Genomic DNA, 21389 nt, shown 5'->3' with positions numbered 1-21389 from the left:
CTCATGCTACCGCAGCCTCCTGCCGCTCGCGGTAGATAGCCATCTCCACCTTGCCAAGCTGCGGGGTGAGCTGGCAGCGCTGGCGGGCCCAAGGAAAGTCAATCTGTGCCTTGAGGTGGGCGGCGCCCTCTCCCGCCTTCCACGCTTCTAGATCCAGGTCGCGCCAGAAGCGCGGGTTGCGCGCGGTTTGCCGGTCGTGCTCGGCGGTAGTGGGATCAAGATGGCGGAACGGCTCCAAGCGCGGTACATCCGGCATGGGCTGGCTCACGTCCATGTAGCGCTGCAGCATGTCCCACGTGGCGTGCACCTCGTGCTTGTGATCGACGATGGCGCTGAGTGTGGTCTGGCTGAACTGCTTGCCGGTATAGCGATGCACGAACATCAACCGATAGAAGATACCGCCACGCTGCACAACCCTTTCCACGTAGCCATCGAACTCGACGAAAGGCGCCTTCAGCGGTGGCTTCTTCTTGCCTTGGGCGAAGCTCGCCATCCCGGTTTGGCGATTGAACTCGCTGCAACGGTTTTCCATATAACGATTAGCTCGATTAGCAGACCATCGACTCAAAGGACTTAACAACAATGCAAAAATTTTAACCAATCGATTAAAAAATGGCTGGGTTGTATAGGCCACCATCAGGATTGCAGCTATAAACCCACCGCCAAAAACTACAGCAAAAACTAGTGTTGCAAGCGCAGGGCTACTATCATGAAGCAAATCCGCAACACCTGAAGCCAAAAAAAAAGCCCCTCCTGCTAAAACACATAGATAAATGAAGGGAAAAGCCATCAATAAGGCAGAAAGCCCCAATTGACTTTTCAGAAAACGAATGCGCTGATGGTCCCACCACCAATCATCCGTTTCGTAGAACGCTTTATCCTGACGATCCTGATGCTGAACGAACTCCGCATCCTCACAGAGTTGCTGGTAGGGATCGATGCCGGCGTAGTCGCCAAAGGGCAGCAGTTCCTCACCGATACGCTCGCGCTTTTTCGGCGGCGCCGGCATGGAAGGAATAACACCGGCACGGTAAGCACCGGGGCCATAGTGGGGGGAAGCTGCCTCATTCATACCTGGAATTCCTTGATATACCAGTAGCGCGGATCCTGCGAGCGGCCCGTAAAAGACCTAATAAAATTGGCGATCGGGTTATCCACCGTACGATGCGACCGAGCCGGCAGTGCATCGTGCTCGCCTTCCACATAGGGCTCATACTCTCTCAGCATCGGGGTGGGCAATACCATCTCGCCCAGCTCCCATTCGATTCTCGCCTGCAGGGCGACACGCAGGCGAGCCGTGGAGGTCACGCTGGTACTACCCATCTGGAAGCTCTCCTCCGCCACCTTGCGCTTGACCAGAAAGCGTACTGCGCTTTGCTGCGGAAGTAACTGCCGCTTGCCGATTTCGAACGGTTCCGGTGTACGTGTGATATACGAGAGCTGTTGATAGGTTCCAAGCGGGCTGATAGTCCCGGTATCGGTCTGTTCCAGCTCCTGCACGGCCAGGTTCAATGTCTCACCAATCTTGTAGCGGCTGATCAGCGGCGTACTGATCGTCACCACATAGTCGCGGCTGCTGGGGGTATCCGTCGTGGATTCCCATACGCTTTCCAGCAATGCCCGTCGCTCTTCGGCAGCTAGGCTTCCATAGCGAATTACCTCAATCTGGGCCGGGCTCAGCTGTGTCAACAGCTGGGGGTAGTAAACGGTATCGTCGGCCGTTGTCATCGTACTGGCGGGATGGGTACCCAGGGGGCCTTGCCTGAGCAGTTGCTCGAAGGGGGTATCCTGATTCATAGCGGCATAGCTAGTACCACCGATGGCCAGCCCCAGACCCAGCAGCGCCCAACCCCAGCCGGGAATCATCACCAGCCCCGATATCAGGGGAGCGGCAAGAAATAGCGCCCCGCCAGCTATCGCTACACTATGGCCGAGAACAGCATCTCGATCTCCTTGCTGCAAGCTATTGCGTAGCTCCCAACTGCTGACTCCCACCGTCATCACACCTGCAAAGAAGTTAACTAGGCCAATAGTACGAACCAGTGTACCGGCTCCCACTTTAGCCAACCTTCTACCAACAACAGGCCAGTTCTTCATATCAAACAAAGGCCTTTGTATCATCCGCCCCGTAACTGAAGCTGGCTCTGGATATAAAGCGGTATGCAATTTCATTGATGCGGCGGCCAGATCAGCAATTGCACTACCTATCTTTACGCGGTGTAAATCGATATATCCTTCACGCTCTGCTTTGTTGGCATTTAACATTTCTCTGCCAACATTATATATCGCAAACCCCACCAGCATTCTCGACACCGCAGGGCCATCTATCATCACTTTTACCTGCCCGGCAAGCTTGGCCAGGCGCAGTTGAGCGACCTTCGCGGCTTCGGGGTGGCCAGCGGGGAGTACGTACACCAGGACATGACCCGCCACCTGGCGGATGGCATCGTCTACCTCCGACGACATGCGTTTCGGACTAGTCGAGGTACTTACATTCCCCCTGGGATCTACCTGTTCGGCATAGAGGTAATCTTGCTGGGTCTGGAAGGTGCCACTGGTGCGGTCACCGTTGGTCAACCCCCACTCGATGCCATCACCATGCACGCCAACGATGGTATAGCGGCTCAGGTCGACATCGCCACGATGCATGACTTGTAGCTCGCCCTTCAGGTTGCCATCGACCAGGTTGGCATGGGTACCAACGGAAGTGAACACACGTCGCATGTGCACCACTTCCACGTCGTCGCCGACCCGCTCCGCTACTCGCAGCACGGCCTGACTCCACTGCCCCACTACCGCGTTGACCAAGCCTCCCACCTTGCCGGCATTGGCCAGACTGAGCACGGAATTCTGCTGGGCTTGCTCCTGCTCGGCCAGGTTTTGGGTGATCAGCCCCAAGGTTTCCAATCCTAGGCTCGCAGCCTGTGCATCATCTATATCGCTATCGTTCTGGGCGAGCTGATGCAGGAAGGCGGGCCGGAAGTTTCCGCTGCCATCATTGATTTCGTCGCCGGCCGTTTCTTCAGTGGCCTCGTGCTCGTCAGCACTCCATAGCGCTTGCAGCTCGCCGTCGGTCAGCAATGCTTTGAGCAGTTGCTTGGTGCGCCTACTCAAGCTGTCATGCCCCTGGTCGGACAGCACGCCAGGGAGCTGCTGCAGCACGCCATAGAGGTCGCCACACAGAGCATAACCTTCACATATGCCCAACTGATGATGGCTGGTGAAATCACGCAGCACAGCAGTGAGCTGACTCTCGCTGACCAGCCGCTGAAGGTTGTCCAACTGCCGACGCAGCACAGCCACCGCTGCATCACGCTCGGCCTGCTCCAGGGTAGCGTCGAGCTTTGCCCGGTCGATGGCGCCGCGGAACTCCACAAGCGGATTCGTGCCGCCGCTTGGCTCGGCGAACATGGCCTGACGAATCAACTTGGCCGAATGCCCTAATGGCTTTTCGGCCAGTAAGCTGTCGAGGCCATCCAGGTAGTGTTCGGCGAGGTGGATCTGCGCCAAGGCATGGCGCAGTGTGAACAAGGGATCCGGCAGTGCCACGGCAACGATGCCGGCGTTGTCCCGTATGCTGGCCAAGAGATCTTCGCCCGCTTCACACTCCAGTGCCAGTGAGGCGGCCCGATCGGCTTCGCCGGCCTGCTCCCATAGGCTCTTGAGTTTGGTACACAACTCACCGTCTGCTGGCGCGGTGAAGTCAGTGGTAAACGCTTCGGGCGCTTCGAGCATGAGTTCGATGCCAAGATCGCGCTCACGCAGAGCCGGCTGGTCGGCCACGCGCCCGGCGGGGAAGCCCGTCTGCATGAAGAGCTGGCCTGACGTATCGTAAATCACGGCATGGGCATGCCCTACGGCAGTGGTGCGAGCTTCGAGCCGATCGGGATTCGCCTCCAGCCAGTTGATATAGGGCCAGCTCCAGGCGATCTCACTGTAGGCGAGGCGTACCCGGTGAAGGGTGGCCTGCCCCTGCAGCATGGCCGGCAACAGGATGTCATCGAGCCACTCGCCTTCGCTGTCACGCTCGTCGGGCGTCTCACCCTGCTCGGCCAGCTCACGATAGCGCTCCAGGTCCACGTCGCTGAGTTTGCCATCGGGGCCGATCTCGAGCTCGCGCCATAGGCGGTTGTCGAAGAACACGTACAGGTACCCCGGGCGCAGCATGGCGGTGGCGATACCGGTATTGATCGTCACCCCTCCCCGTTGGACGGGGCGGTTGCGTCCCACCTCCGCCAGGGGGCGAACGGCCAGCAGGGTATTGTCCTGCAGGCTGCCATCGTTGCGCTCGAAAACGGTTCGGGCATGCTCCACCAGCGGTATCTCGATCTCGCCGCCGCCTTCACGCCTGGCAATGACCAGCGCCAAGGTGCCGTCTTCGTCATCTTCGTACTCGACACGACGCCGCACACCCAGGTCGACGTCCTCGTCTTGCAGTTCCTTGAGATCGCCTTCGCTCATCCGTTCTGCCCCCCATTCGTCCGGGTCCGCCCCTTGCGCAGACGAACCTGCTGACCATCCTGACCGCCGCTAGTGACGTCGACGAGGAACTCCCGTTCGCCCAGCCCTTCTGCCTCGACCAGCTGCGCCTGCTGGCTGGGTCCATGGCCTGAGAAGGCGGTTTGAGTATGTTCCTCTCGCTCAGCACGCTGGGGCAGCTCCGGAGCCTGAGCCCCCTGCCCGCTCCCCGAACCCGGGCTGCCGCCGGAGTTGATCTTGACCTGGGCGCCGACGATGGTGATGCCGCTGGGGTCGAGCTTGATGAAGCTGCCGCCGGCCTTGAGGGTGATCTCGGCCCCGGCGTCGATGACGGTCTTGCTGCCAGCCTTGTGGTGCACTTCTTGCCCGGCTTCTACGAGCTGGGCGCGGGCGGTCTTTTCGTGGCGGGTGGCGCCGACGATCAAGTGATCGTCGCCGTCGACCTGGACGTGGCGCTGGCCGTGCACGGCGAGGTGGTCGTCGGCGTGGATCTCGCTGATGCGGTTGCGGTGCACGGTGAGGTGGCTGTCGTTGCCGATCTCTTCGGTGCGATTGTGATTCGTCAGCAGCTCCAGGTCCTTCTGGGCGTGTAGCCAGATCTGCTCGCCCTCGGCTTCGTCCTCGAAGCGCAGTTCATTGAAGCCTTCGCCCTGGTGGCTCTGGGTGCGGATCACGGTGCGGGTCTTGTGAGCCGGCAGTGCATAGGGTGGCGTGTTGACGGCGTGATAGGTGCGCCCGGTAATCAGCGGCTGGTCCGGATCGCCCTCCAGGTAGCTGACGATCACCTCGTGGCCGATCCGCGGAATGGCGATGCTACCGTAGCCGCCGCCGGCCCAGTCCTGGCTGACGCGAATCCACGCACTCGCCGTTTCGTTAGGCTCGGCGTAGCGATCCCAGGGGAACTGCACCTTGACCCGGCCGTGCTCGTCGCAGTGAATCTCCTCGCCCTCGGGGCCGACAACGAAGGCGACCTGCGGGCCGTCGACCCGGGGCTTGGCATTGGGCGTGGGGCGCCAGGTCAGGTCGGCGGGCATCAGCACCAGCTCGTTGTGGTACTTGGTCATGCCGCCTTGATCGTCTCCCTGAACGACACCGTCCTCTTCCAGGGCCTGGGGCTGCGTACCGTGGTGGACCACGCCGAGCACCTGCCAGTCCTGGTTGAGTTCGTCGAGGTCGTGGTCGGTCAGGGTGAAGCGGGTGCCCGGGGCAAGTTCGGGCAGGTCGCTCTCGGCGTCGGCGGTGCTGGCGTTCTGGCGCAGCGCTTCCAGGCGAATGCGGGTGAAGGCCTCGCCGGAGGCGTCGGCCTTGTAGCGACCGGGGTAGTCGTAGTGCTCGTAGTCGGTTCTTTGCGCATGTTCCTCAAGCCCGTCGGCCATATGGTCGTGCAACTGCGCATAGGCAGGGTTCTTGAAGGAGTAGTCCTTGAGCGCGGCCGAGGCCGGGGCAACCCGGGCGACCTGCTGCAGCCTGCGCACATGGCGCTGGGGCGGCGTGCCGCCGGCACGGCCGTGGTAGCTGCGCTCGCCCAGGTGGGGCAGCACCTGGGGCGCATCGGCGAAGACCAGGCGATGGCCGTCGTCGAACTCGTGGCAGTAGAACAAGCCCTCTTCGGCGGCTAGGCGCTGGACGAAGGCGAGATCGGTTTCGCGGTACTGGGTCAGGTACTCCCGGGACTCGGGCTCGCGGGTGGCGGCGAAGGCCACGTCGCTCAGGCCGTGCTCGTCGCACAGGGTGTTGAGCACGGTAAGCGGCGAGACTTGCTGGAAGATACGCGAGTTCTGGCGCAGCCCAAGGCGCCACAGCGCGGGGCAAATCACCACGTGGTAGAAGGTACGGCGGTGGCCGCTATCGCCGCAGCCGAACTCGCTCACCACACCGTGAATACGGCGCAGCACCTCGCCATCCTGCCAGATCGTCAGCGTGGCCTCGCGGTCGAGGATAGCCTCGGCCCCCAGGTCGGCGTCGCGGCTGGCGAAGCGTACCGTCAGCTCGAAGGGCGCGGAGAGCTGCTCGCGGTGGGTGAACTCGATGACCGCCACGTCCTCGGCCCCGGGTAGGGTCAAGGTGAATTGCAATCCGCTTGCCTTGGCCATTACGCCTCCCTGCGTTTGGGAAACACTGCACAAATGCCTACACGAACGAATCGCTGCGTTACGCGGTGCTCGGAATCCTCACATATACCCCATATGCTCCGGTTCCTGCGCTCCGGGCGCCTTGCGCTTCATCTCGCTCGACGATTTGTTCAGCGTTTCCTTTGGAGATACCACTGTTATTCGTTTATTAGTCAATCGTGCCGAACGCGGAGAGCATACCAGTGACAAGAGCCGTTATCTGTGGGGCTTCGCCGACAGCGGTGTAGGAAATGGCTTACAAAATCGGTCGCAAGTGAGCGTGGTGTCGCCCACTACATTCTCATCGACTGTGCGGCAGCTGGAACTTGCGCCGATGCGTCGCAGGCGTTACACCAACCTGTCGCTTGAACAGACGCCAGAAGAAGGCCGAGTCTTCATAACCGACCGTGTGGGCGATGTCGTCGATTCCTCGATGGCTCTGCTCGAGTAGCCGCTTAGCCTCGTTGATGCGCAGCTCCTGCACGTAACGGATCGGCGCGTAACCGGTTGCGTTGCGAAAATGCCGCTGGAAGCGGAACAGGGCTACTCGCTGGCCAGGGCCGTGGCGACCAGATCGGATACCTCTTCTCCCACCTCGGTGATGATGCAGCTGGCCTGTTGACTGCGCGCCATGATCAGGGCGCCTTCCAGGCAGGCGACGATCATCCGGGCAAGGCGCTCGGCCCGTGCCGGCGCCAGCCCCGCCGCCTGGAGGACATCGTGGTACATCCGAGTCCAATCTTCCAGCGCGGCCCGGCAGACTGTGGCCAGTTCGCTGGACACCTCCGGCGCGTCCAGAATGATGGGGGCGACAGGGCAGCCAAAGCGGTATTCGGAATCTGTCATCTCCGCCGCGGCGGCCCGGAAAAACAGGCGCACACCCTCCGCCGGGGTCGTGGCTTGTGCCAGGCTCTCCCGCAGGGCCTGAGAAGCCTCGTCAATTCCTGCTTGCATGGCTTCCAGCACCAGCGTCTCCTTGCCGCCGGGGAAGTGGAAATACAGTGACCCCCGGGGAGCGCCGCTCTCGCTGAGGATATCGTTGAGGCTGACGCCATGGAGCCCCCTCGCCTGGATCAGGCGCAGGGTCGTTTCGATCATTCGGGTTCTGGTGGTTTTGGCCATATCTGGTTTTTAGCAGCATTGACGGAATATGACGACCGGTCTATATAATATGATACTCGGTCTAGTCCCGGCTTCAAAAGGTCCGGCTGCACCGAGACAGTGCCATCTCACAGCTCATACGAGACAAGACGAGGAGGCCATCATGAAACAGATGCATTCCTCAAACGAATACGCCGGGGCTGCGGTTCGGCCCCATCATGAGGCCGCTGCCCGTACCTGGAACCTTGGCGGGCAGGACTATGACAACATCAGCTTCGGCGTGTCGGATGCCCTCGCCCATGCGGTGCAGAGGCTCAACCCACAACCCGGACAGCATATTCTCGATGTCGCGACCGGCACGGGCTGGAGCGCACGCAATGCAGCCCGATACGGAGCGCATGTGACCGCCGTGGATATTGCCTCGGGGCTGCTGGACGCGGCCGAGGACTTGTCCGCCCATATGCAGCCACCGATCCGTTTCCAGCAGGCGGATGCCGAACAGCTGCCGTTCGAGGATGGCAGTTTCGACGGTGTGATCTCCACCTTCGGGGTGATGTTTGCCGCCGACCAGGCACAGGCAGCCCGCGAACTGGCACGGGTCTGCCGCTCGGGCGGGCGCCTGTCGCTGGCCGTATGGGCCGCCGAAGGTGCGGTACTGGATTTTTTCGGAGTGATCGGCAAGCACAGCGGGGACCCGCCTCCCGAACCCTCGCCGCTGGCCTGGGGCGACCCGGATCACGCCAGGGCCCTGTTGGGAGAGCATTTCGAACTGTGGTTCGAACCGGGAATCAACAATCACTATTTCGACAACGTGAAAGATGCCTGGGACTGGTATGCCCGCGGTTTCGGGCCCATCCGCCAGGTGATGAACAACCTCTCCGCCAGCGAGCAGGAAGCCTTCCGGCAGGATATCGACGACTACCACGGGAAATACACCACGGACGCCGGTATCCATATCCGTCGGGAATACCTGCTGATTACCGGCCGCCGCAAGTAACCCGATACCCGGGCCGGGCGGGTGGCAGGATTAACCGATGTCCCGGTTCACTCTGTCGCCCGGCCTGGGCTTGTCATGCTTTTGACATTCATAACGGCACGTCTGCGCAGGCTCATTGCCGTTCAAGCAGTGGCGCGTAATCCCGGCAGAACCGGGAGAACGGTGTCGGCTCCCGGCCCAGGATGTTCCGGACGTGGTCGGTGAGCCTGTCGTCGTGGGTTTCGCCGTTGCGGTTGCGACGGTTGACGTCTTCGATGAATCCGGCGAAGTCCTCGGGCACGCCCTGCGAGATCAGTCGGCGCCGGAAGCTGTCGTCGTCCAGTTCCACGTACCGGATGCGTCGCCCCAGCGCTTCGGAGAGCACCTCGGCCGCATGGTGATGGGTGATGGCCTCGGGACCGCTGAGCTCGTAGGCGCAATTCTCGTGGCCGGACTCGGTCAGCACCCGGGCGGCGACGTGGCTGATGTCGCGGGTGTCGATGCGGCTGACACGGGCATCACCGATGGAGTCGTAGAAGGCGTCCTCGTTGCGGATGTCGTCGCCCATGAGGGTGATGAAATTCTGCATCAGGTAGTTGGGACGCAGAAATGTCCAGGCCATGCCCGTCTCCTGAATCCGCAGCTCGATCTCCCGGTGCAGCTGGCCGACGATGAACGTATCCGTGTCCGCCCCGAAGGACGAGATGTAGACAATGCGCCGGACCCCGGCCTCCCGGGCAGCATCGACCATGGGTTTTTCGTGGGCGACCTTCTGCGAGAGAAGAAACAGAGTATCGATCCCTTCGAGCGCCGGTGGCAGCGTCTCGGCCCGATCGTAGTCGATGCTGCAGGTGTCCACCCCGTCGACATGCAGCGGCCGCACATGGACCGCTGCGCGCACGGGTTCACCCTGCCTCACCAGTTCCCGCAGCAGTTCGGAGCCGATGGTCCCGGATGCGCCTGTGACAAGAATCATGTTGCACCTCCTCCGTCGATGGTTTCAGTTCAACGGCTTCGATCGAACCGTAAGCCGTTGAATCCGAGACTAGCGACTAAGTGAGGGCTGGCGCTTCGCGCAGATGGGCCATGGGGGGAAATTCGTGGGATGGCCTGTTCAGGCCATGGGCGGGCACGGGGAAACTAGATGAGGCCGGCGATCGCGGCCTGCGTCGCCGCTGCGGCGCGGGTGGGTGCGTCCAGGCGCAACAGGATATTGGCCACATGCCGGTGCACTGTATGCGTGCTGATACCCAGCGCCGAGGCAATCTCCGCGTCACTCAGCCCCTTGGCAACCAGGCGAAGTATCTCGACCTGCCGCGGCGTGAGAGGCGGTGGTTCGGAGGTACTGCCTTGATGAAGCCGGACCTGGACACCCAGGTGTTCCAGAGTGCGTCGTGCACTGGCTGTCTCGGCCCGGGCACGCTCCGGGCGCTCCAGTGCGGAGAGGACCGCAGCGAGCTCCAGCCGGGCATGAGCCGCTTCAAAGGGAGTGCCGCTGCGTTCATAGGCGGCAACAGCATCCTCGAGACAGGCACGGGCGTGCTGCATATCGCCCGTTGCGCGGGCGAGAACCCCGGCGGCGAAGCACGCCGCCCCCTGCAGGGGGCCGGTGCCCACGGCCGACGCTATGGCTTGCAGTTCCTCGGTGGCCTGGGTGGTGCGTGTGTGATCACCGGATGCAGCGGAGGTGCGCACTTGCAGCTCCAAGGCCCCAGCACGGCCAAGGCGGTTGCTTTCGGGGATATGGCGTAAATAGGTCTCGACCCGCTCCTCGGCTTCCTGGAGCCGGCCGCACTCCAGGGCGATCTCGGCCAGGCCGAGCATGGCCAGTGGATGCCACTCCAGCGGCCGCATCAACGCTTCGGCCTCGCCCAGACGCCCCTGGCGCCGTCGCAGATCGCCCAGACGGATCGTGGTCTCCGCGGTCTGTGGCGGCCAACTGGCCTTGAAACAGGCCGCAGCCTCACTCAGGGTCGCCTCGGCCTCCTGCCATCGACCGCGGCAGGCCAGTATCGTGGCGTAATGCGCGCGGCAGATCCCCTGGCTGGCCGTGTGTTCCAGGCGTTCGGCGGCGGTACGCATCATCTCGCACCACTCGGCGGCGTGGCCGAAATCGCGGACCCGTTCGCAGGCAAAGATCAGCCAGCACAGGATGGGCAGCTCCCAGATCGGCTGCCGCAGTTCGCCGCCGAGAACCGCAGCCGCCGCCTCGTCAAGCCGCCCCATGCCCTCTTCCACGCGACCGTCGCTGACCAGCGCCAGCCCTTCCATGGCGAGGGCAAGGATGCCGAGGTCGGGTTCATCGCAAGCTTCAGAAACGGCCACCGCGGTGCGGGCGCACTGCTGGACATGGGCAGGATCCTCATCGTGGCTGAGGGATGCCCAGCAGTCGAACAGGGCGAGCCAGCCGTGTTCCGGTACCGTTGGCTGATCCTTCAGCAGGCGATGCGCGCGCTGCCGCCAGCCGCGGGCCACTGCCAGCTCGCCACGATAGTCTTCGTGGTCCTTGCCGGCCCACATGGCCATGCGCGCGGCACTGACAGGGTCGTTCTGTTTCCTGTACAGCCGGTAGGCGTTCTGCCGGGCCCATAGCGCCTCATCGCCCGCATCCATGGCCAGTGCGGCCCAACTCAAACCCTCGTAGGCCTCGGCGCTCTCTCTGGCCTCCAGTGCCTCCTTGAAAGTGGTGCGGGCCGTGGGCCAGTCACCCCGCTGCAGGGCATCCTCGGCGCGATGTAAAGGTTCGTCCGAATCAGCGCATGACATGGCACTCTCCGCTGTCGATTCGTTTGAAAACCTAGCACGCTAGAGGCTCCATGGTGCCAAAATTCCGGCTGTGTGATCAGGGGCGCCGAAGCGCAACGGATCACTTCGGTATCAGCTGATGTCACCCCCTTGGTTGCGACGTGCTCTTGATGGATTCTTGGGGAAACAATTTCCTGGGGGCACCATCATGGACCATGCACCGCTGCGAGTCGCCATCATCGGCGGCGGCGTCTCCGGCCTATCGCTGGCCTACTACCTACAGAAGTTTGGCAGCGAGGCGGCCCGGCAGCTCGAGGTCACCATCTTCGAGCGCAAGGCCAACCTGGGCGGCAATGCCGAGACGGTGTGGGTCGACCTGGGCTGTCGGCGCCATCCGGGAAAGCCCGACTCGCCCTACCGCCGCTGGGCCGACCTGGGGGTCAATGACGTCAACCTGGCGACCTACCACCGCCTGCGCACGATACTCAGCGAGATCGGCGAGCTGGAGCGCATGAAGCCCCTGGAGAACACCGAGAGCTATTTCAGCCGTGACGGGAGCATCGCCCTGACCGACGACAGGGACCTGTTCCGCGGCGTCAGTGACCCGGCCCATGAGTTGAGCAAGGTCGATGGAGGCCGGCTGGCGTTGCTGATCCCGGTGGTTCACCAAAGCGCCATCGCCCTGGTGGAGGATCGCCGCGTTACGCCGCGCTATACGGTCGATGACTTCTTCGATGCCTGTATCGCCGCCCCCGCCGATATGCTGGCCGCAGCGGCGGACCGGCTGAGAGTCCCCATCGACTGGCAGGACCCTGAGCTGCCGGCCCGGCTGGAGCGTATCCGCCAGACCATCTACCACCCCCGCATCTCGGCCATGTACTTCGCCGACGATCGCGGCCCGGGCGGCATGCCGCTCCAGGCTCCCTTCGAGTATTACCGCATTCAGGAGGGCGGCTCGCCCCCGGACCGCCGCTACTTCGAGCACGGCGCCCAGCACTGGCTGGAGGCCCTGGCCGCGCATATCACCAACCCGAATACGCCGGGACCCCGCGTTCAGATCCTGCGCGGCATCGAGGTAGAGGCAAGCCTCTCGACCCAGGGCGTGACGCTAATAGAGCGTGATCCCGGCGAACGCCGCTGGGAGGCCGACCTGCTGATCATGGCCACCCATGCCGAAGACGTCCTGCCGCTGCTGACCTTCGGCGACGGCCTGAGCGACACCCAGCGGGAGCTGCGGCATATCCTCGGCAAAGTGCGCTACACCCGCAGCTTCAGCGTCTGCCACACCGACGCCGCCCGCCTGCCACCCAATCGCAACCTGTGGCGCACCTACAACATCGAAGTGCGTAACCCCGAGGACACCTTCTTCCCCTACCGTATCGACTACGTGGCGAACCGCCACCAGAACGATGCCGAGAACCCCGCCTACAATCAGGCAGGCCTGCCGCAGTACTTCGTCTCCCTGGTGGACGACCTCAACCGGATTCCCCGCAGCGAGATGCTCGAGCGACAGTCCTCACCCCTGGACGCGCCCGTAGCGCTGGCGGCCACCGCACCCAGCGAGTCAGGCTACCGCGACCGGCTGCCGCCGCTGGACAGCGCCCTGGAGGCCAAGGCCTGGACCCTGTTCAAGCACAACGTGCTGGATGCCAACTGCCTGGAGGCGCAAGCGGAGATCGAGCGCTATAACCAGAGCACTGCCCGGCGGCGCTTCGAGGGCCATCAGGATGGTTGCCCGCTGCTGTTTGCCGGCGGCTGGACTCGCGGTGCCGGCCTGCAGGAACAGTGCCTGGAACAATCAGCGCATCTCGTCGCCCTGCTGCTGGCGGCACCGGAGCGTCGGACTAACCCCCTGCGGCTAGCACCGCCTGGCAGCAAGGCAAGGCAGCGTCATCAGCAGGCCAGCGGCTTCGCCACGGTGCCAGCACGCTCGTAAGGCTTCCAGGGCGCTCGCCTCGCTGCTCTTCTCACCGCTCTTCTGGCCGTTTTCCAGCCAATCGGCGTGAGCTTCGATCAGAGCCCGGTGGTGCTCGCCCCAGGCGCAGGGCTCCGCCGCCATCAGCTGGGTCAGGCGCTGGGCATAGTGGCGGGCCGCATCTGGGCGCTGGTCCAGCAGGCTGACCTCCGCCGCCGCGATCAGGAAGCGATAGCCGTTATGCCCCACGCAGCCGGCATCCAGCAGCGCTTCGCCCTGTTGCAGGGTCGCCAAGCGTACTTCGGGCTCCTCTTCCAGCAGCGCCCGGGTGCCCAGCACCCAAGGGCCGATAAAAGCCTTCAGCCCATTCTGTTCGACCAACTGCCAGGCGCGCTCGATGCTGGCTCGCGCCTCGGCCAGCCGCCCGGTGATCAGCTCGACCCGGGCGCGACTCTCGAGCAGGAAGGCCTCGAAGCGACCCGAGCCCAGGCCGCGAGCCACCGTCAGCGCCTGCTCGACCTGCTCGTCGGCCGCATGGGGATTGCCCTGGGAGATCAGAATCCACCCCGCCGTGAGCCGTGCCACCACCTCGGCACGTCGATTGCCGACCCGCTTGCCCAACTCGGCGGCATCGAAACAGTCGGCGAGCGCCGTCTCGGTATCGTTGGCATAGATGCGCGCCGTACCCAGCATGAACAGGTTGGAGGCCTCCAGGTCGGCGTGGCCATGGGCTCGGCAGAGCGTAACGCAGTGATCGAACAGCTCGAGGGTGCTGCGCATCTGCCCCTCGGCATAGTGCGCATCGCCAAGCCCGCTCAGAGCCTGGATCTCGGTGCGCACGTCGCCGCCACGGCGTGCCTGCTCCAGGGCGCGGGTGTGATAGGCCCGGCTGGTGGCAAAATCGCCCCGGGGGAAATAGAGGTTGCCCTTGAGATAGAGCGCCTCGGCCAGGGGCAAGGGGTCCTCCAGCGCCTCGGCCAGGGGCAGCAGACCATCGAGTATCGCCTCCTCCGCCTCCAGCGCATCGAGCATGTTCAGCACTCGGGCCAGCCAGAGGTCGGCGGTAATGCGCTGACACTCCTCCCGGGCGAAGGCACGGGCCGCCTCGAAGTGCTCCCGCGCCGCCTGAATCTGCCCGGTCGCCATCGCCACCTGGCCCTGCAGCAGCATCAGCCGGTACTCATCCTTCGGCGCATAATCGATGGAGCGGCACTGCTTCAGCAGCGACAGGGCCTCCTCGTGCCGGTAGCGGACCATTTCCGCCGCCACCGCCTGCAGGAACGCACTCGGCGCCTCCAGGGAGCGCGCCCGATGAAGGTGGCGCGCACGTAGCCCCGGTTCCGCTTCGCCGTAGAGTTCGGCCAGGCGCAGGTGCAGCCGGTCGCGCTGTATCTTGGGAATGCCTTCGTAGATCCCTTGCAGGATCAGGTCGTGCACGAAGCGGTAGCTGCCCTCTCCCAGCGGACGCACCAGGCTGTAGCGCTGGGGCAGTTCGGGCAGGTAATCGGCCTGCCCCAGCACCTCCTGCAGCGAGGCCAGGGAGAAGCGCTGCCCCATCACGGCGGCGATGCACATGGCCCGACGATCCAGGTCGGTGAGCTGGTCCAGCTTGGTCTGTACCAGATTGGCGAGGCTGGCCGGCAAGCTGCGGTGGGGGTGAAACAGCAGCAACTGGGTCAGGAACAGCGGGTTGCCCTGGGCCTGGGTCACGCAGCGGGCGGCGTGCTCGGCGGGCACCGTGCCGAAGCTGGCCACCAGGGCCTCGGCCTCCTGGGCGCGCAACGGCGGCAGCTCGATCAGCGTGAGCGGCAGCTCGGGCAGCTGTGGCCGCAGGCGGGTCTCCAGCGGGTCCTGCTCCAGGCGCGAGGTAAACAGCCAGATCACCGGCGCATCCTGGGTCTCCTGCAGAAGACCGGTGAGGGTCGCCAGCAGCGCCTCGTCGGCCCAGTGCAGGTCCTCCACCACCAGCAGTTGGGGGCGATGAATGGAGCGCGCCAGGAGCACGTCGCGCAGTGCCTGTACCAAGCGCTGACTGCGGGTCGCGGGGGTCATGGCCGCATAGAGCGACTGCGCCTCCTCCGGCTGGGCCAGCCCCAGCAGCGGACGCAGCAGCATGGCGTGATCCACGGGCAGGCGTAGCGCCGAGAGACGGGCGAGCAGTTGCGCCTCGTCTAATGCCTCACCCTTCACCTCCCCCTGCATCTCACCCTGCGCCTCACCGGTCGTTTGCAGCAGCGAGCGCGTGAGCTGCATCAGCGGGCCTTCATCGGCACGGGTACCGAAGTCCAACACCTCGGCCTGGTGATGATCAGCATGGGCCGCGGCCATCTCGGCAAACTCGGCGCTCAGGCGGGTCTTGCCGATGCCCGCCACGCCGCGGATGTAGACCAGATGGCCGGCCTGGTAAGCCCGGGTACTCTCCAGGATGGCTTGCAACTGCCCCAGCTCCACCCGGCGCCCTACCAGATCGAAGCGGGCCTCATGCGCCTCGTCCCGCGGACGGCGATAGCGCAGCCACTCCCCGCCTTCATCGTCGAAGACGAAACGCTCCGCCAACTGCACCGCCACGCCACGCTCGACCCAGACGCCGCTCGGATCCTTCGCTATCGCCGGGGGCTCAGTCGTCGGCCAATGGCCGGCCTGAAGGTAAACGCTACTGGCCACTCCCTGTTCCACCAGGGTGGCGGCGCACAGCAGGCCACGCTGCGCATCGCTGCGATAGGCTCGAGGCAGGCCGAACAGCGCCGTGCCCCCTTCCGCCAGGCTACCGCCGAAATGCTGCACCCAGCTCGCCAACGCCGACTGCTCGGCCGCCACGGCATGCAGCTGGATCAGCACACGGGCGCTCTCCATCTCCTCGATATCGGAAGCGACAACGGAAGCCTCCTCGGCCTCTACCGACAGTGCCTCGACCTCCACCTCGTAGATCTCGGCCAGATGGCGAGCGGTACGATACAGCACCGCCTTGCCACTCTCGGCCCGCTTGATGGAAGCGATGGAGACGCACAAACGCCGATCAAAACAGTACTCGGCCAGCGCCTCCTGACTCAGGCCCAGCCGCTTGCGGTGCTGCTTCAAGCGCTCACGATCCAGCCGCAAGCGCCCGTCTTGGGGGATGATCACTGGTGGATTCCTTTGCGGGGGGTGGGCCATATGTCAGGCGAATACCATCACTGTACAGCTGGTTATATGTCGACACCCACTGGCAGAGCATTTACACGAACAAGCTTCTTTTCACTTGAATCCCAGGCAATTAAATATGGTTGCATACGACTTGGGTTATCAGATATTAATTTAGACACAGCTCCGCCATTTCCATTTACAAATTCAGCCATGGATTTTATATACGCACATGTTGCCTCTTCGAACTCCTCATGACTCCAATCCGTTACATACAGAAACTTAACACGTTCATTATGCACACCAACACAATAAATAGCCAATATCAAAGAATATTTCGTACCTGGCGATTTTTTCTCAGATGATGTAACTATTAGCGACCGATACTTTGCATCTTTTCCAAAGTATTTTTTACACACATCCAAAAGTGCATTTTTAATATGCGGATAGCAGTCTTCCGCCGCCTTGTCCCCGAGCTTCTTGACGAAAGCTCCTCCAAATACCAACGCTATAGAGGTGAAGCCTAGCAAAAGCAATGACGCCTGCGGCCCTCTCCTTGGAATCTCATGGAATTCTGCATCTTGACCAAAAGAAGCAATAGCGGCTTTCAATTGGGCGGCAGCTTCGTCGTCGATATCTTCTTCTACCGCAACATTCAAGAGTTCTTTATTCACCACTACTCCCTGGCATATAACGTCGCGCTCTGCGGCAAATATGTAGCGCAGCGAAATATTTGTCCGACAACAGCGCATGGTTATGTGAATTAACTGTACAGCAAATCCTCAGCGTCTCTCTGCAGAGCTGAGTTCACGAATCAGTTTCTTCTCTACTTTGGATTGTGAAAGATCTTCCTTGTAAGAAAAATACACGACCTTAATCCCATTATCACGGCATAGCTTCAGTTTTAGCTTATCCCGTTCTTTCGTTTTCTTTAGCCCTTCTTCCCCGCCGAATAACGCCACAGGACGATAGTGCTGCTCACCTTGGTACTCTATTGCCAATGCGAGATCTGGGATAAAAATATCTAATCTTTGTTTTCCGAGCCAAGCTGGGCTTGCTTCCCGGATCACCTCGTGCTCGGAAAACAACGACTCTACGAGCCTAAACAACTGCGTCTCACTAACCCATCCCTCGCCGACTTTAGGGATGCCCAGCATTTCTCGGACCTTATTTTCAGCATCTCGCTCGGAAAGCTCGTCCTGTATTTCAAACTTTCTCATATAGGCGCCATATTTGACTCGCACAGGGCTTCCATACATAGGATGACAGAAGAACAAGTTAGAAGGCTTGCCTGTACACAGATGACAGATGCCGGCTCTATATTCAGACTCGTCAAATGAACGGAGAAATCTATGTGGCCATCCAGAGCTGGAGTAACTGGCCTGCTGCTGTTTTGCAACTTCTAGGTGTTTCTTTACCGCGGGTCTGAAACAATCGCAAATATAACGATTACCGCAGTTTATGCAGCCAAATTGCTGGAGCCATTCCCACACTCCATGTTTTACCGGACGTAATAGCGAATCATCGCAGTTACATTTTTCTCCGAGTTCTTTTCGAATCTTTTCCAGCGTGCCGCCTAAGATGATGGGGTGAATTAATTCAGCCAGATACCTTTCTCTGGTTTTCATTTCCTTATGTTTAAATTTTATTGCCTTTGAGCCATCCCCGTATCTCACAGAATCAAGCCTAATACAGCCACATACATTTAAGTCAGATTCGCTAATCTTGACGCCAGGGACAAGATCAATCTGAACTTTTACATACCATAACGGATACCCACCTGAGTCTATCGCCTCCTTTAATGAGTGCGTCGACGGCGAACCGTTCTCGGTTACTTTTACATTCATCAATTGACCATCGTAAAACGATCTGGCGACTGATTTTCCGATCTCTGATTTCAAGGCTTCAGTTAGAAGCTCATGCAAGCTTGAAGCCCCTATACCAAGTCCATCCTTGACCTGGTGAACAAAACAGTCCTCGTTAATATCGACAGCCAACACTGGCATCCTAATTCCGCCTTATTGCTAATCTCGGAAGCACATAACGTTTGCAGCAGGGGCGCGACGTCATGAGCGTGGACTTCCCCCAGAACAGTGGACACGCCACCATCAGTTAATCTCCTCGAACTCTATCGGAGTCCGGTAACCAAGGCCACTGTGCAGCCGATGGCTGTTATAGTAGCCATCAATATAGCCCCTGATATGTTTTCGTAACTGACGCAACGTAATGAAGCTGGTGGCGTGCAGAAATTCTCCCTTCAGCGTTTTGAAGAACGACTCCACTTCGGCATTATCAGTGCATTGTCCCGGGCGGTTCATGCTGTGCCGTACCCGGTGATAATTCAGCAGCGCTTGGATCCTGTGAGCCCGGTACTCGATGTCGCGATCCGTACAGCAGGTCAGGTGCTGGATTCCGACTTATGAAGGCCTCACGCAGGGTGGCTCGGGCAAAGTCTGCGTTCAGACTCTCGCCCAATGGCCAGCTGATGATTCGACGTGAGAATAGGTCCAGAACCGCCGCCAGAAACACGTATTTTTTACCCAGCTTGATGTAGGTGACGTCGCTACTCTATTGCTGGTTTACCGCAACCGGATTCTTGGCCTCTAGCCGGTAATTTGGCAGGGCTTTCAGGTCGTCCCGACGCTTGCTTGAAGTGACCCCCTCCAAAGCTGCACAGGCTAGTGCAGCCATCAGGAGGACGAGATGAGCAACGAACCCACCGTCAAACGTTGGACCGCCAAGCGCAAAGCCGCTGTGGTCATGGACATCTTCAAGGGCAAGACCACGGTCGCCGAGGTGGCTCGTGAGCATGACCTCACCGTCTCGGAGGTCGAGGGCTGGATCGAAGAAGCCCAGCGCAACATGGAGAACGGGTTCCGAGCCCGCCCCAAGGACATCCGCGAGCAATATGAGTCCGAGCTGCGGGAAACCAAGGAGGCGCTGGGAGAAGCCCATCTGGAGATCTACGCATTAAAAAAGTTTCGCCGCCTGCTCGACGAGGACGAGAACTCGTAAAGTCGCTGCAGGTGGAAATGGCCCAAGAGGGCCATGTGGTATCACTCGTCAAGCTGTGTCGGTGGCTGGGACTCCCCCGGCGGACACTGTATTACCCGCCTAAGCCACGGCGGCGTGTGATCAATGCCGATCTAGCCAGCAGGGTAAAGATTGCCCTGGAGCGCTTCCCCACCTACGGCTATCGCTGTCTGGCGTGTGTGCTGGGTGAGAATCGCAAACCGATACAGCGCATCCTGCAGCTGAAAGGCTGGCAGGCTGGCAGGTGCGCAAACGACCTCAGGGCTTTCAGCCTCGCGCCAAGAGCTTACCGTCAATCGCCTCACGACCGGATGAGCGTTGGGCCACCGACCTGACGCACGTTTGGTGCGGTAAGGATCGTCGGGCCAGCCTGGCGGTGATCATCGACTGCTGCACGCGTGAGATCCTCGGCTGGCGATTATCGGACAATGGCAGCAGCAAGACCGCTGAAGCCGCGCGGGAAGAAGCTCTGGTGCATCGATTTGGCGCCTTGGGCCGGATTCATCAGCCTCTTGCGCTGAGATCCGATAACGGGCTGGTCTTCAGCAACCGGCACTATACGGCGACGGTGAAGGCCTATGGACTCACTCAGGAGTTCACGACGCCATACACGCCGGAACAGAACGGGCTCGTTGAGCGCTTCTTCCGCTCACTGAAAGAGGAGTGCTTCTGGCTCCATCGGTTCGAGTCGCTGGGCCAAGCCAGAGCAATCATTAGCCGCTGGATCCGGTACTACAACGAAGAACGGCCACATCAGTCTCTGGGCTATGTGGCACCCCAAGCACACCCTGCATTAGCTGCCTAAGGTGTGCAGAAACTAGGGGGTCATTACATGCTCAAGCGGCGATAGACGCGCGTGACTCGGGCCTTCATGCCCCATTCCCTCATCAGTCTGGCCACCCGGTTCACACCCACCACAAGACCTTCTCGGCGCAGGGCCTGATAGACCCGGGGACTGCCATAACGGCCCTTGCTGGCACTGTAGACTCTGCGGACCTTCAACAGCAGGTCTGCACTTTCAGGGGCTCTCTGGCTGGGCTTCCGATTTGCCCAGGCGTAGTAGCCAGACCGAGAGATGTTCAGGTGGCGACACAGCGCCTTTACCTCGTGCTGTCCTCGGTGTTTCCAGACGAACCGGAACGCTTCCATCGTTCCTCTGCCTGAAAACGTTGAAACTTTTTTAGGATGTCGTTCTCCTCCTCAAGCTCCGATACGCGGCGCTTCAGGCGAGCGACCTCATCCTGCTCCTGGGTCTTCTGCTTAGGGCTTTCTTGACCCGTTTCATAGCGAACTGTCCCTCTCGGTATTCCTTTCGCCAGCGTGACAGCATGAAGGGGTGAATATCCAATGCTTCGGCAACGCCTTTGACGCTCCGGTGGGCCTGGTGGCTCCACTCCACCGCTTTGACTTTGAACTCGGTGCTATAGCGTTGCGTTTTCTGCCCCGTGATCATCTCGGGCATCGGTTCTCTCCTGTTGGGGAGTTATCGATGCGTGTCCACTGGAGTGGGGGAACTCCATGTCCCGCTTGCGCAACTTGTTATATTTTAGCCGTGATCTAAATGCTCAAGCATCGATTGAACCAATCTTGCACTTTCATCGCTTAGCTCCTTGTGCCTTTTCATCAGCGCAACAAAATCTGGATTGGAGTAGTCTGCTGTGTTGACTACAGCCTGCCTGAATGTTCTTTCAGCTATGTCTTCTAATTGCTCGTGTATGCTTTGCATTCTTTTATTGTAAGCGTCGAAATTCATAAACCTTCCTATTTTTTCTGAAAAATATAACGGCTTGCATGAGCCGCGTTGGCACTCCAACGTGGACTTCCCCCGACAAAGTGGACACGCCACCATCAGTTAATCTCCTCGAACTCTATCGGAGTCCGGTAACCAAGGCCACTGTGCAGCCGATGG

18 protein-coding genes and 1 pseudogene are annotated in these 21389 nt (G+C 60.9%); 4 read left to right on the top strand and 15 right to left on the bottom strand.

Going from position 1 to position 21389, the window contains the following annotated elements:
• Window position 1: 1 nt before the first annotated feature.
• The 5 genes from LY622_RS00695 to LY622_RS00675 all read right to left on the bottom strand — a co-directional run bounded on the left by LY622_RS00695 (window position 2) and on the right by LY622_RS00675 (window position 7688).
• Complete coding sequence (locus LY622_RS00695; RefSeq protein ID WP_234289131.1) at window positions 2-1072, bottom strand: hypothetical protein; 1071 nt, start codon at window positions 1070-1072, stop codon at window positions 2-4.
• Window positions 1069-4461: a toxin VasX gene (locus LY622_RS00690; protein WP_234289130.1), complete on the bottom strand. Its 3393-nt coding sequence runs from the start codon at window positions 4459-4461 to the stop codon at window positions 1069-1071. Before LY622_RS00690 ends, LY622_RS00695 begins: the two co-directional genes overlap by 4 nt.
• Entirely contained in the window at window positions 4458-6572 is a 2115-nt protein-coding gene (locus LY622_RS00685; RefSeq protein WP_234289129.1) for a type VI secretion system Vgr family protein, read from the bottom strand. The genes LY622_RS00690 and LY622_RS00685 overlap by 4 nt, the downstream gene beginning before the upstream one ends.
• A 319-nt stretch (window positions 6573-6891) precedes the next feature.
• The gene (locus LY622_RS22595) at window positions 6892-7074 is read right to left on the bottom strand and encodes a helix-turn-helix domain-containing protein (RefSeq protein ID WP_369413700.1); all 183 of its coding nucleotides are present in this window, start codon (window positions 7072-7074) and stop codon (window positions 6892-6894) included.
• 59 nt (window positions 7075-7133) lie between these two features.
• Entirely contained in the window at window positions 7134-7688 is a 555-nt protein-coding gene (locus LY622_RS00675; protein ID WP_234289127.1) for a TetR/AcrR family transcriptional regulator, read from the bottom strand.
• Window positions 7689-7854: 166 nt separating this feature from the next.
• Between LY622_RS00675 and LY622_RS00670 the strand changes: the two genes are divergently transcribed.
• A complete protein-coding gene (locus LY622_RS00670) occupies window positions 7855-8688 on the top strand; it encodes a class I SAM-dependent methyltransferase (RefSeq protein WP_234289126.1) in 834 nt (277 codons plus the stop codon).
• Between the two features lie 112 nt (window positions 8689-8800).
• Here the strand turns inward: LY622_RS00670 and LY622_RS00665 are convergent, their stop codons facing one another.
• Both LY622_RS00665 and LY622_RS00660 read right to left on the bottom strand, forming a co-directional pair.
• Window positions 8801-9643, bottom strand: a complete 843-nt coding sequence (locus LY622_RS00665) for an SDR family oxidoreductase (protein WP_234289125.1) — start codon at window positions 9641-9643, stop codon at window positions 8801-8803.
• Window positions 9644-9807: 164 nt separating this feature from the next.
• A complete protein-coding gene (locus LY622_RS00660) occupies window positions 9808-11433 on the bottom strand; it encodes a LuxR C-terminal-related transcriptional regulator (RefSeq protein WP_234289124.1) in 1626 nt (541 codons plus the stop codon).
• 187 nt (window positions 11434-11620) lie between these two features.
• On the opposite strand from LY622_RS00660, the gene LY622_RS00655 reads away from it, so the two are divergent.
• The gene (locus tag LY622_RS00655; protein ID WP_234289123.1) at window positions 11621-13348 is read left to right on the top strand and encodes an FAD-dependent oxidoreductase; all 1728 of its coding nucleotides are present in this window, start codon (window positions 11621-11623) and stop codon (window positions 13346-13348) included.
• On the opposite strand, the gene LY622_RS00650 is transcribed toward LY622_RS00655, so the two are convergent.
• From LY622_RS00650 to LY622_RS22585, 5 genes and pseudogenes are all read right to left on the bottom strand, one after another.
• Window positions 13271-16450 (bottom strand): ATP-binding protein, encoded by a 3180-nt coding sequence (locus LY622_RS00650; RefSeq protein ID WP_234289122.1) that lies wholly within the window; start codon window positions 16448-16450, stop codon window positions 13271-13273. The two genes, LY622_RS00655 and LY622_RS00650, sit on opposite strands and share 78 nt — an antisense overlap.
• A 62-nt stretch (window positions 16451-16512) precedes the next feature.
• A complete protein-coding gene (locus LY622_RS00645) occupies window positions 16513-17121 on the bottom strand; it encodes a hypothetical protein (protein WP_234289121.1) in 609 nt (202 codons plus the stop codon).
• Window positions 17122-17229: 108 nt separating this feature from the next.
• Window positions 17230-18444, bottom strand: coding sequence for a PDDEXK family nuclease (locus LY622_RS00640; RefSeq protein WP_234289120.1), 1215 nt, complete (start codon window positions 18442-18444; stop codon window positions 17230-17232).
• A 111-nt stretch (window positions 18445-18555) separates the two neighbouring features.
• Window positions 18556-18792, bottom strand: a complete 237-nt coding sequence (locus LY622_RS22590) for an integrase core domain-containing protein (RefSeq protein WP_369413702.1) — start codon at window positions 18790-18792, stop codon at window positions 18556-18558.
• Window positions 18740-19000 (bottom strand): annotated as a pseudogene (locus LY622_RS22585) (hypothetical protein); the annotation flags it as partial. The pseudogene LY622_RS22585 and the gene LY622_RS22590, both read right to left, overlap by 53 nt.
• Before the next feature lie 150 nt (window positions 19001-19150).
• Here LY622_RS22585 and LY622_RS00635 point away from each other — a divergent pair.
• Together LY622_RS00635 and LY622_RS00630 are read left to right on the top strand one after the other, a co-directional pair.
• Window positions 19151-19462: a DUF1153 domain-containing protein gene (locus LY622_RS00635; protein ID WP_234289119.1), complete on the top strand. Its 312-nt coding sequence runs from the start codon at window positions 19151-19153 to the stop codon at window positions 19460-19462.
• Window positions 19463-19724: 262 nt separating this feature from the next.
• Window positions 19725-20285 carry an IS3 family transposase gene (locus LY622_RS00630; protein WP_234289118.1) on the top strand — a complete coding sequence of 187 codons (561 nt, stop codon included), beginning with the start codon at window positions 19725-19727 and terminating at the stop codon, window positions 20283-20285.
• Between the two features lie 23 nt (window positions 20286-20308).
• Here the strand turns inward: LY622_RS00630 and LY622_RS22580 are convergent, their stop codons facing one another.
• The 3 genes from LY622_RS22580 to LY622_RS00620 all read right to left on the bottom strand — a co-directional run bounded on the left by LY622_RS22580 (window position 20309) and on the right by LY622_RS00620 (window position 21233).
• Complete coding sequence (locus LY622_RS22580; protein WP_369413699.1) at window positions 20309-20629, bottom strand: IS3 family transposase; 321 nt, start codon at window positions 20627-20629, stop codon at window positions 20309-20311.
• 73 nt (window positions 20630-20702) lie between these two features.
• On the bottom strand, window positions 20703-20942 hold the full coding sequence (locus LY622_RS00625; RefSeq protein WP_255761684.1) for a transposase: 240 nt from the start codon (window positions 20940-20942) through the stop codon (window positions 20703-20705).
• Window positions 20943-21026: 84 nt separating this feature from the next.
• A complete protein-coding gene (locus LY622_RS00620) occupies window positions 21027-21233 on the bottom strand; it encodes a hypothetical protein (RefSeq protein WP_234289117.1) in 207 nt (68 codons plus the stop codon).
• Window positions 21234-21389: the final 156 nt, after the last annotated feature.

The organism is Halomonas alkalisoli, assembly GCF_021412585.1.
GTDB classification, from domain to species: domain Bacteria; phylum Pseudomonadota; class Gammaproteobacteria; order Pseudomonadales; family Halomonadaceae; genus Halomonas; species Halomonas alkalisoli.
This window is presented reverse-complemented; position numbering and strand designations above follow the sequence as displayed.

Coding starts and splice junctions, on each gene's coding strand:
- LY622_RS00620 (WP_234289117.1), bottom strand. CDS start 21,233: ATGAATTTCGACGCTTACAATAAAAGAATGCAAAGCATACACGAGCAA.
- LY622_RS00665 (WP_234289125.1), bottom strand. CDS start 9,643: ATGATTCTTGTCACAGGCGCATCCGGGACCATCGGCTCCGAACTGCTG.
- LY622_RS22580 (WP_369413699.1), bottom strand. CDS start 20,629: ATGGAAGCGTTCCGGTTCGTCTGGAAACACCGAGGACAGCACGAGGTA.
- LY622_RS00625 (WP_255761684.1), bottom strand. CDS start 20,942: ATGCCCGAGATGATCACGGGGCAGAAAACGCAACGCTATAGCACCGAG.
- LY622_RS00660 (WP_234289124.1), bottom strand. CDS start 11,433: ATGTCATGCGCTGATTCGGACGAACCTTTACATCGCGCCGAGGATGCC.
- LY622_RS00685 (WP_234289129.1), bottom strand. CDS start 6,572: ATGGCCAAGGCAAGCGGATTGCAATTCACCTTGACCCTACCCGGGGCC.
- LY622_RS00695 (WP_234289131.1), bottom strand. CDS start 1,072: ATGAATGAGGCAGCTTCCCCCCACTATGGCCCCGGTGCTTACCGTGCC.
- LY622_RS00655 (WP_234289123.1), top strand. CDS start 11,621: ATGGACCATGCACCGCTGCGAGTCGCCATCATCGGCGGCGGCGTCTCC.
- LY622_RS00675 (WP_234289127.1), bottom strand. CDS start 7,688: ATGATCGAAACGACCCTGCGCCTGATCCAGGCGAGGGGGCTCCATGGC.
- LY622_RS00670 (WP_234289126.1), top strand. CDS start 7,855: ATGAAACAGATGCATTCCTCAAACGAATACGCCGGGGCTGCGGTTCGG.
- LY622_RS00635 (WP_234289119.1), top strand. CDS start 19,151: ATGAGCAACGAACCCACCGTCAAACGTTGGACCGCCAAGCGCAAAGCC.
- LY622_RS00690 (WP_234289130.1), bottom strand. CDS start 4,461: ATGAGCGAAGGCGATCTCAAGGAACTGCAAGACGAGGACGTCGACCTG.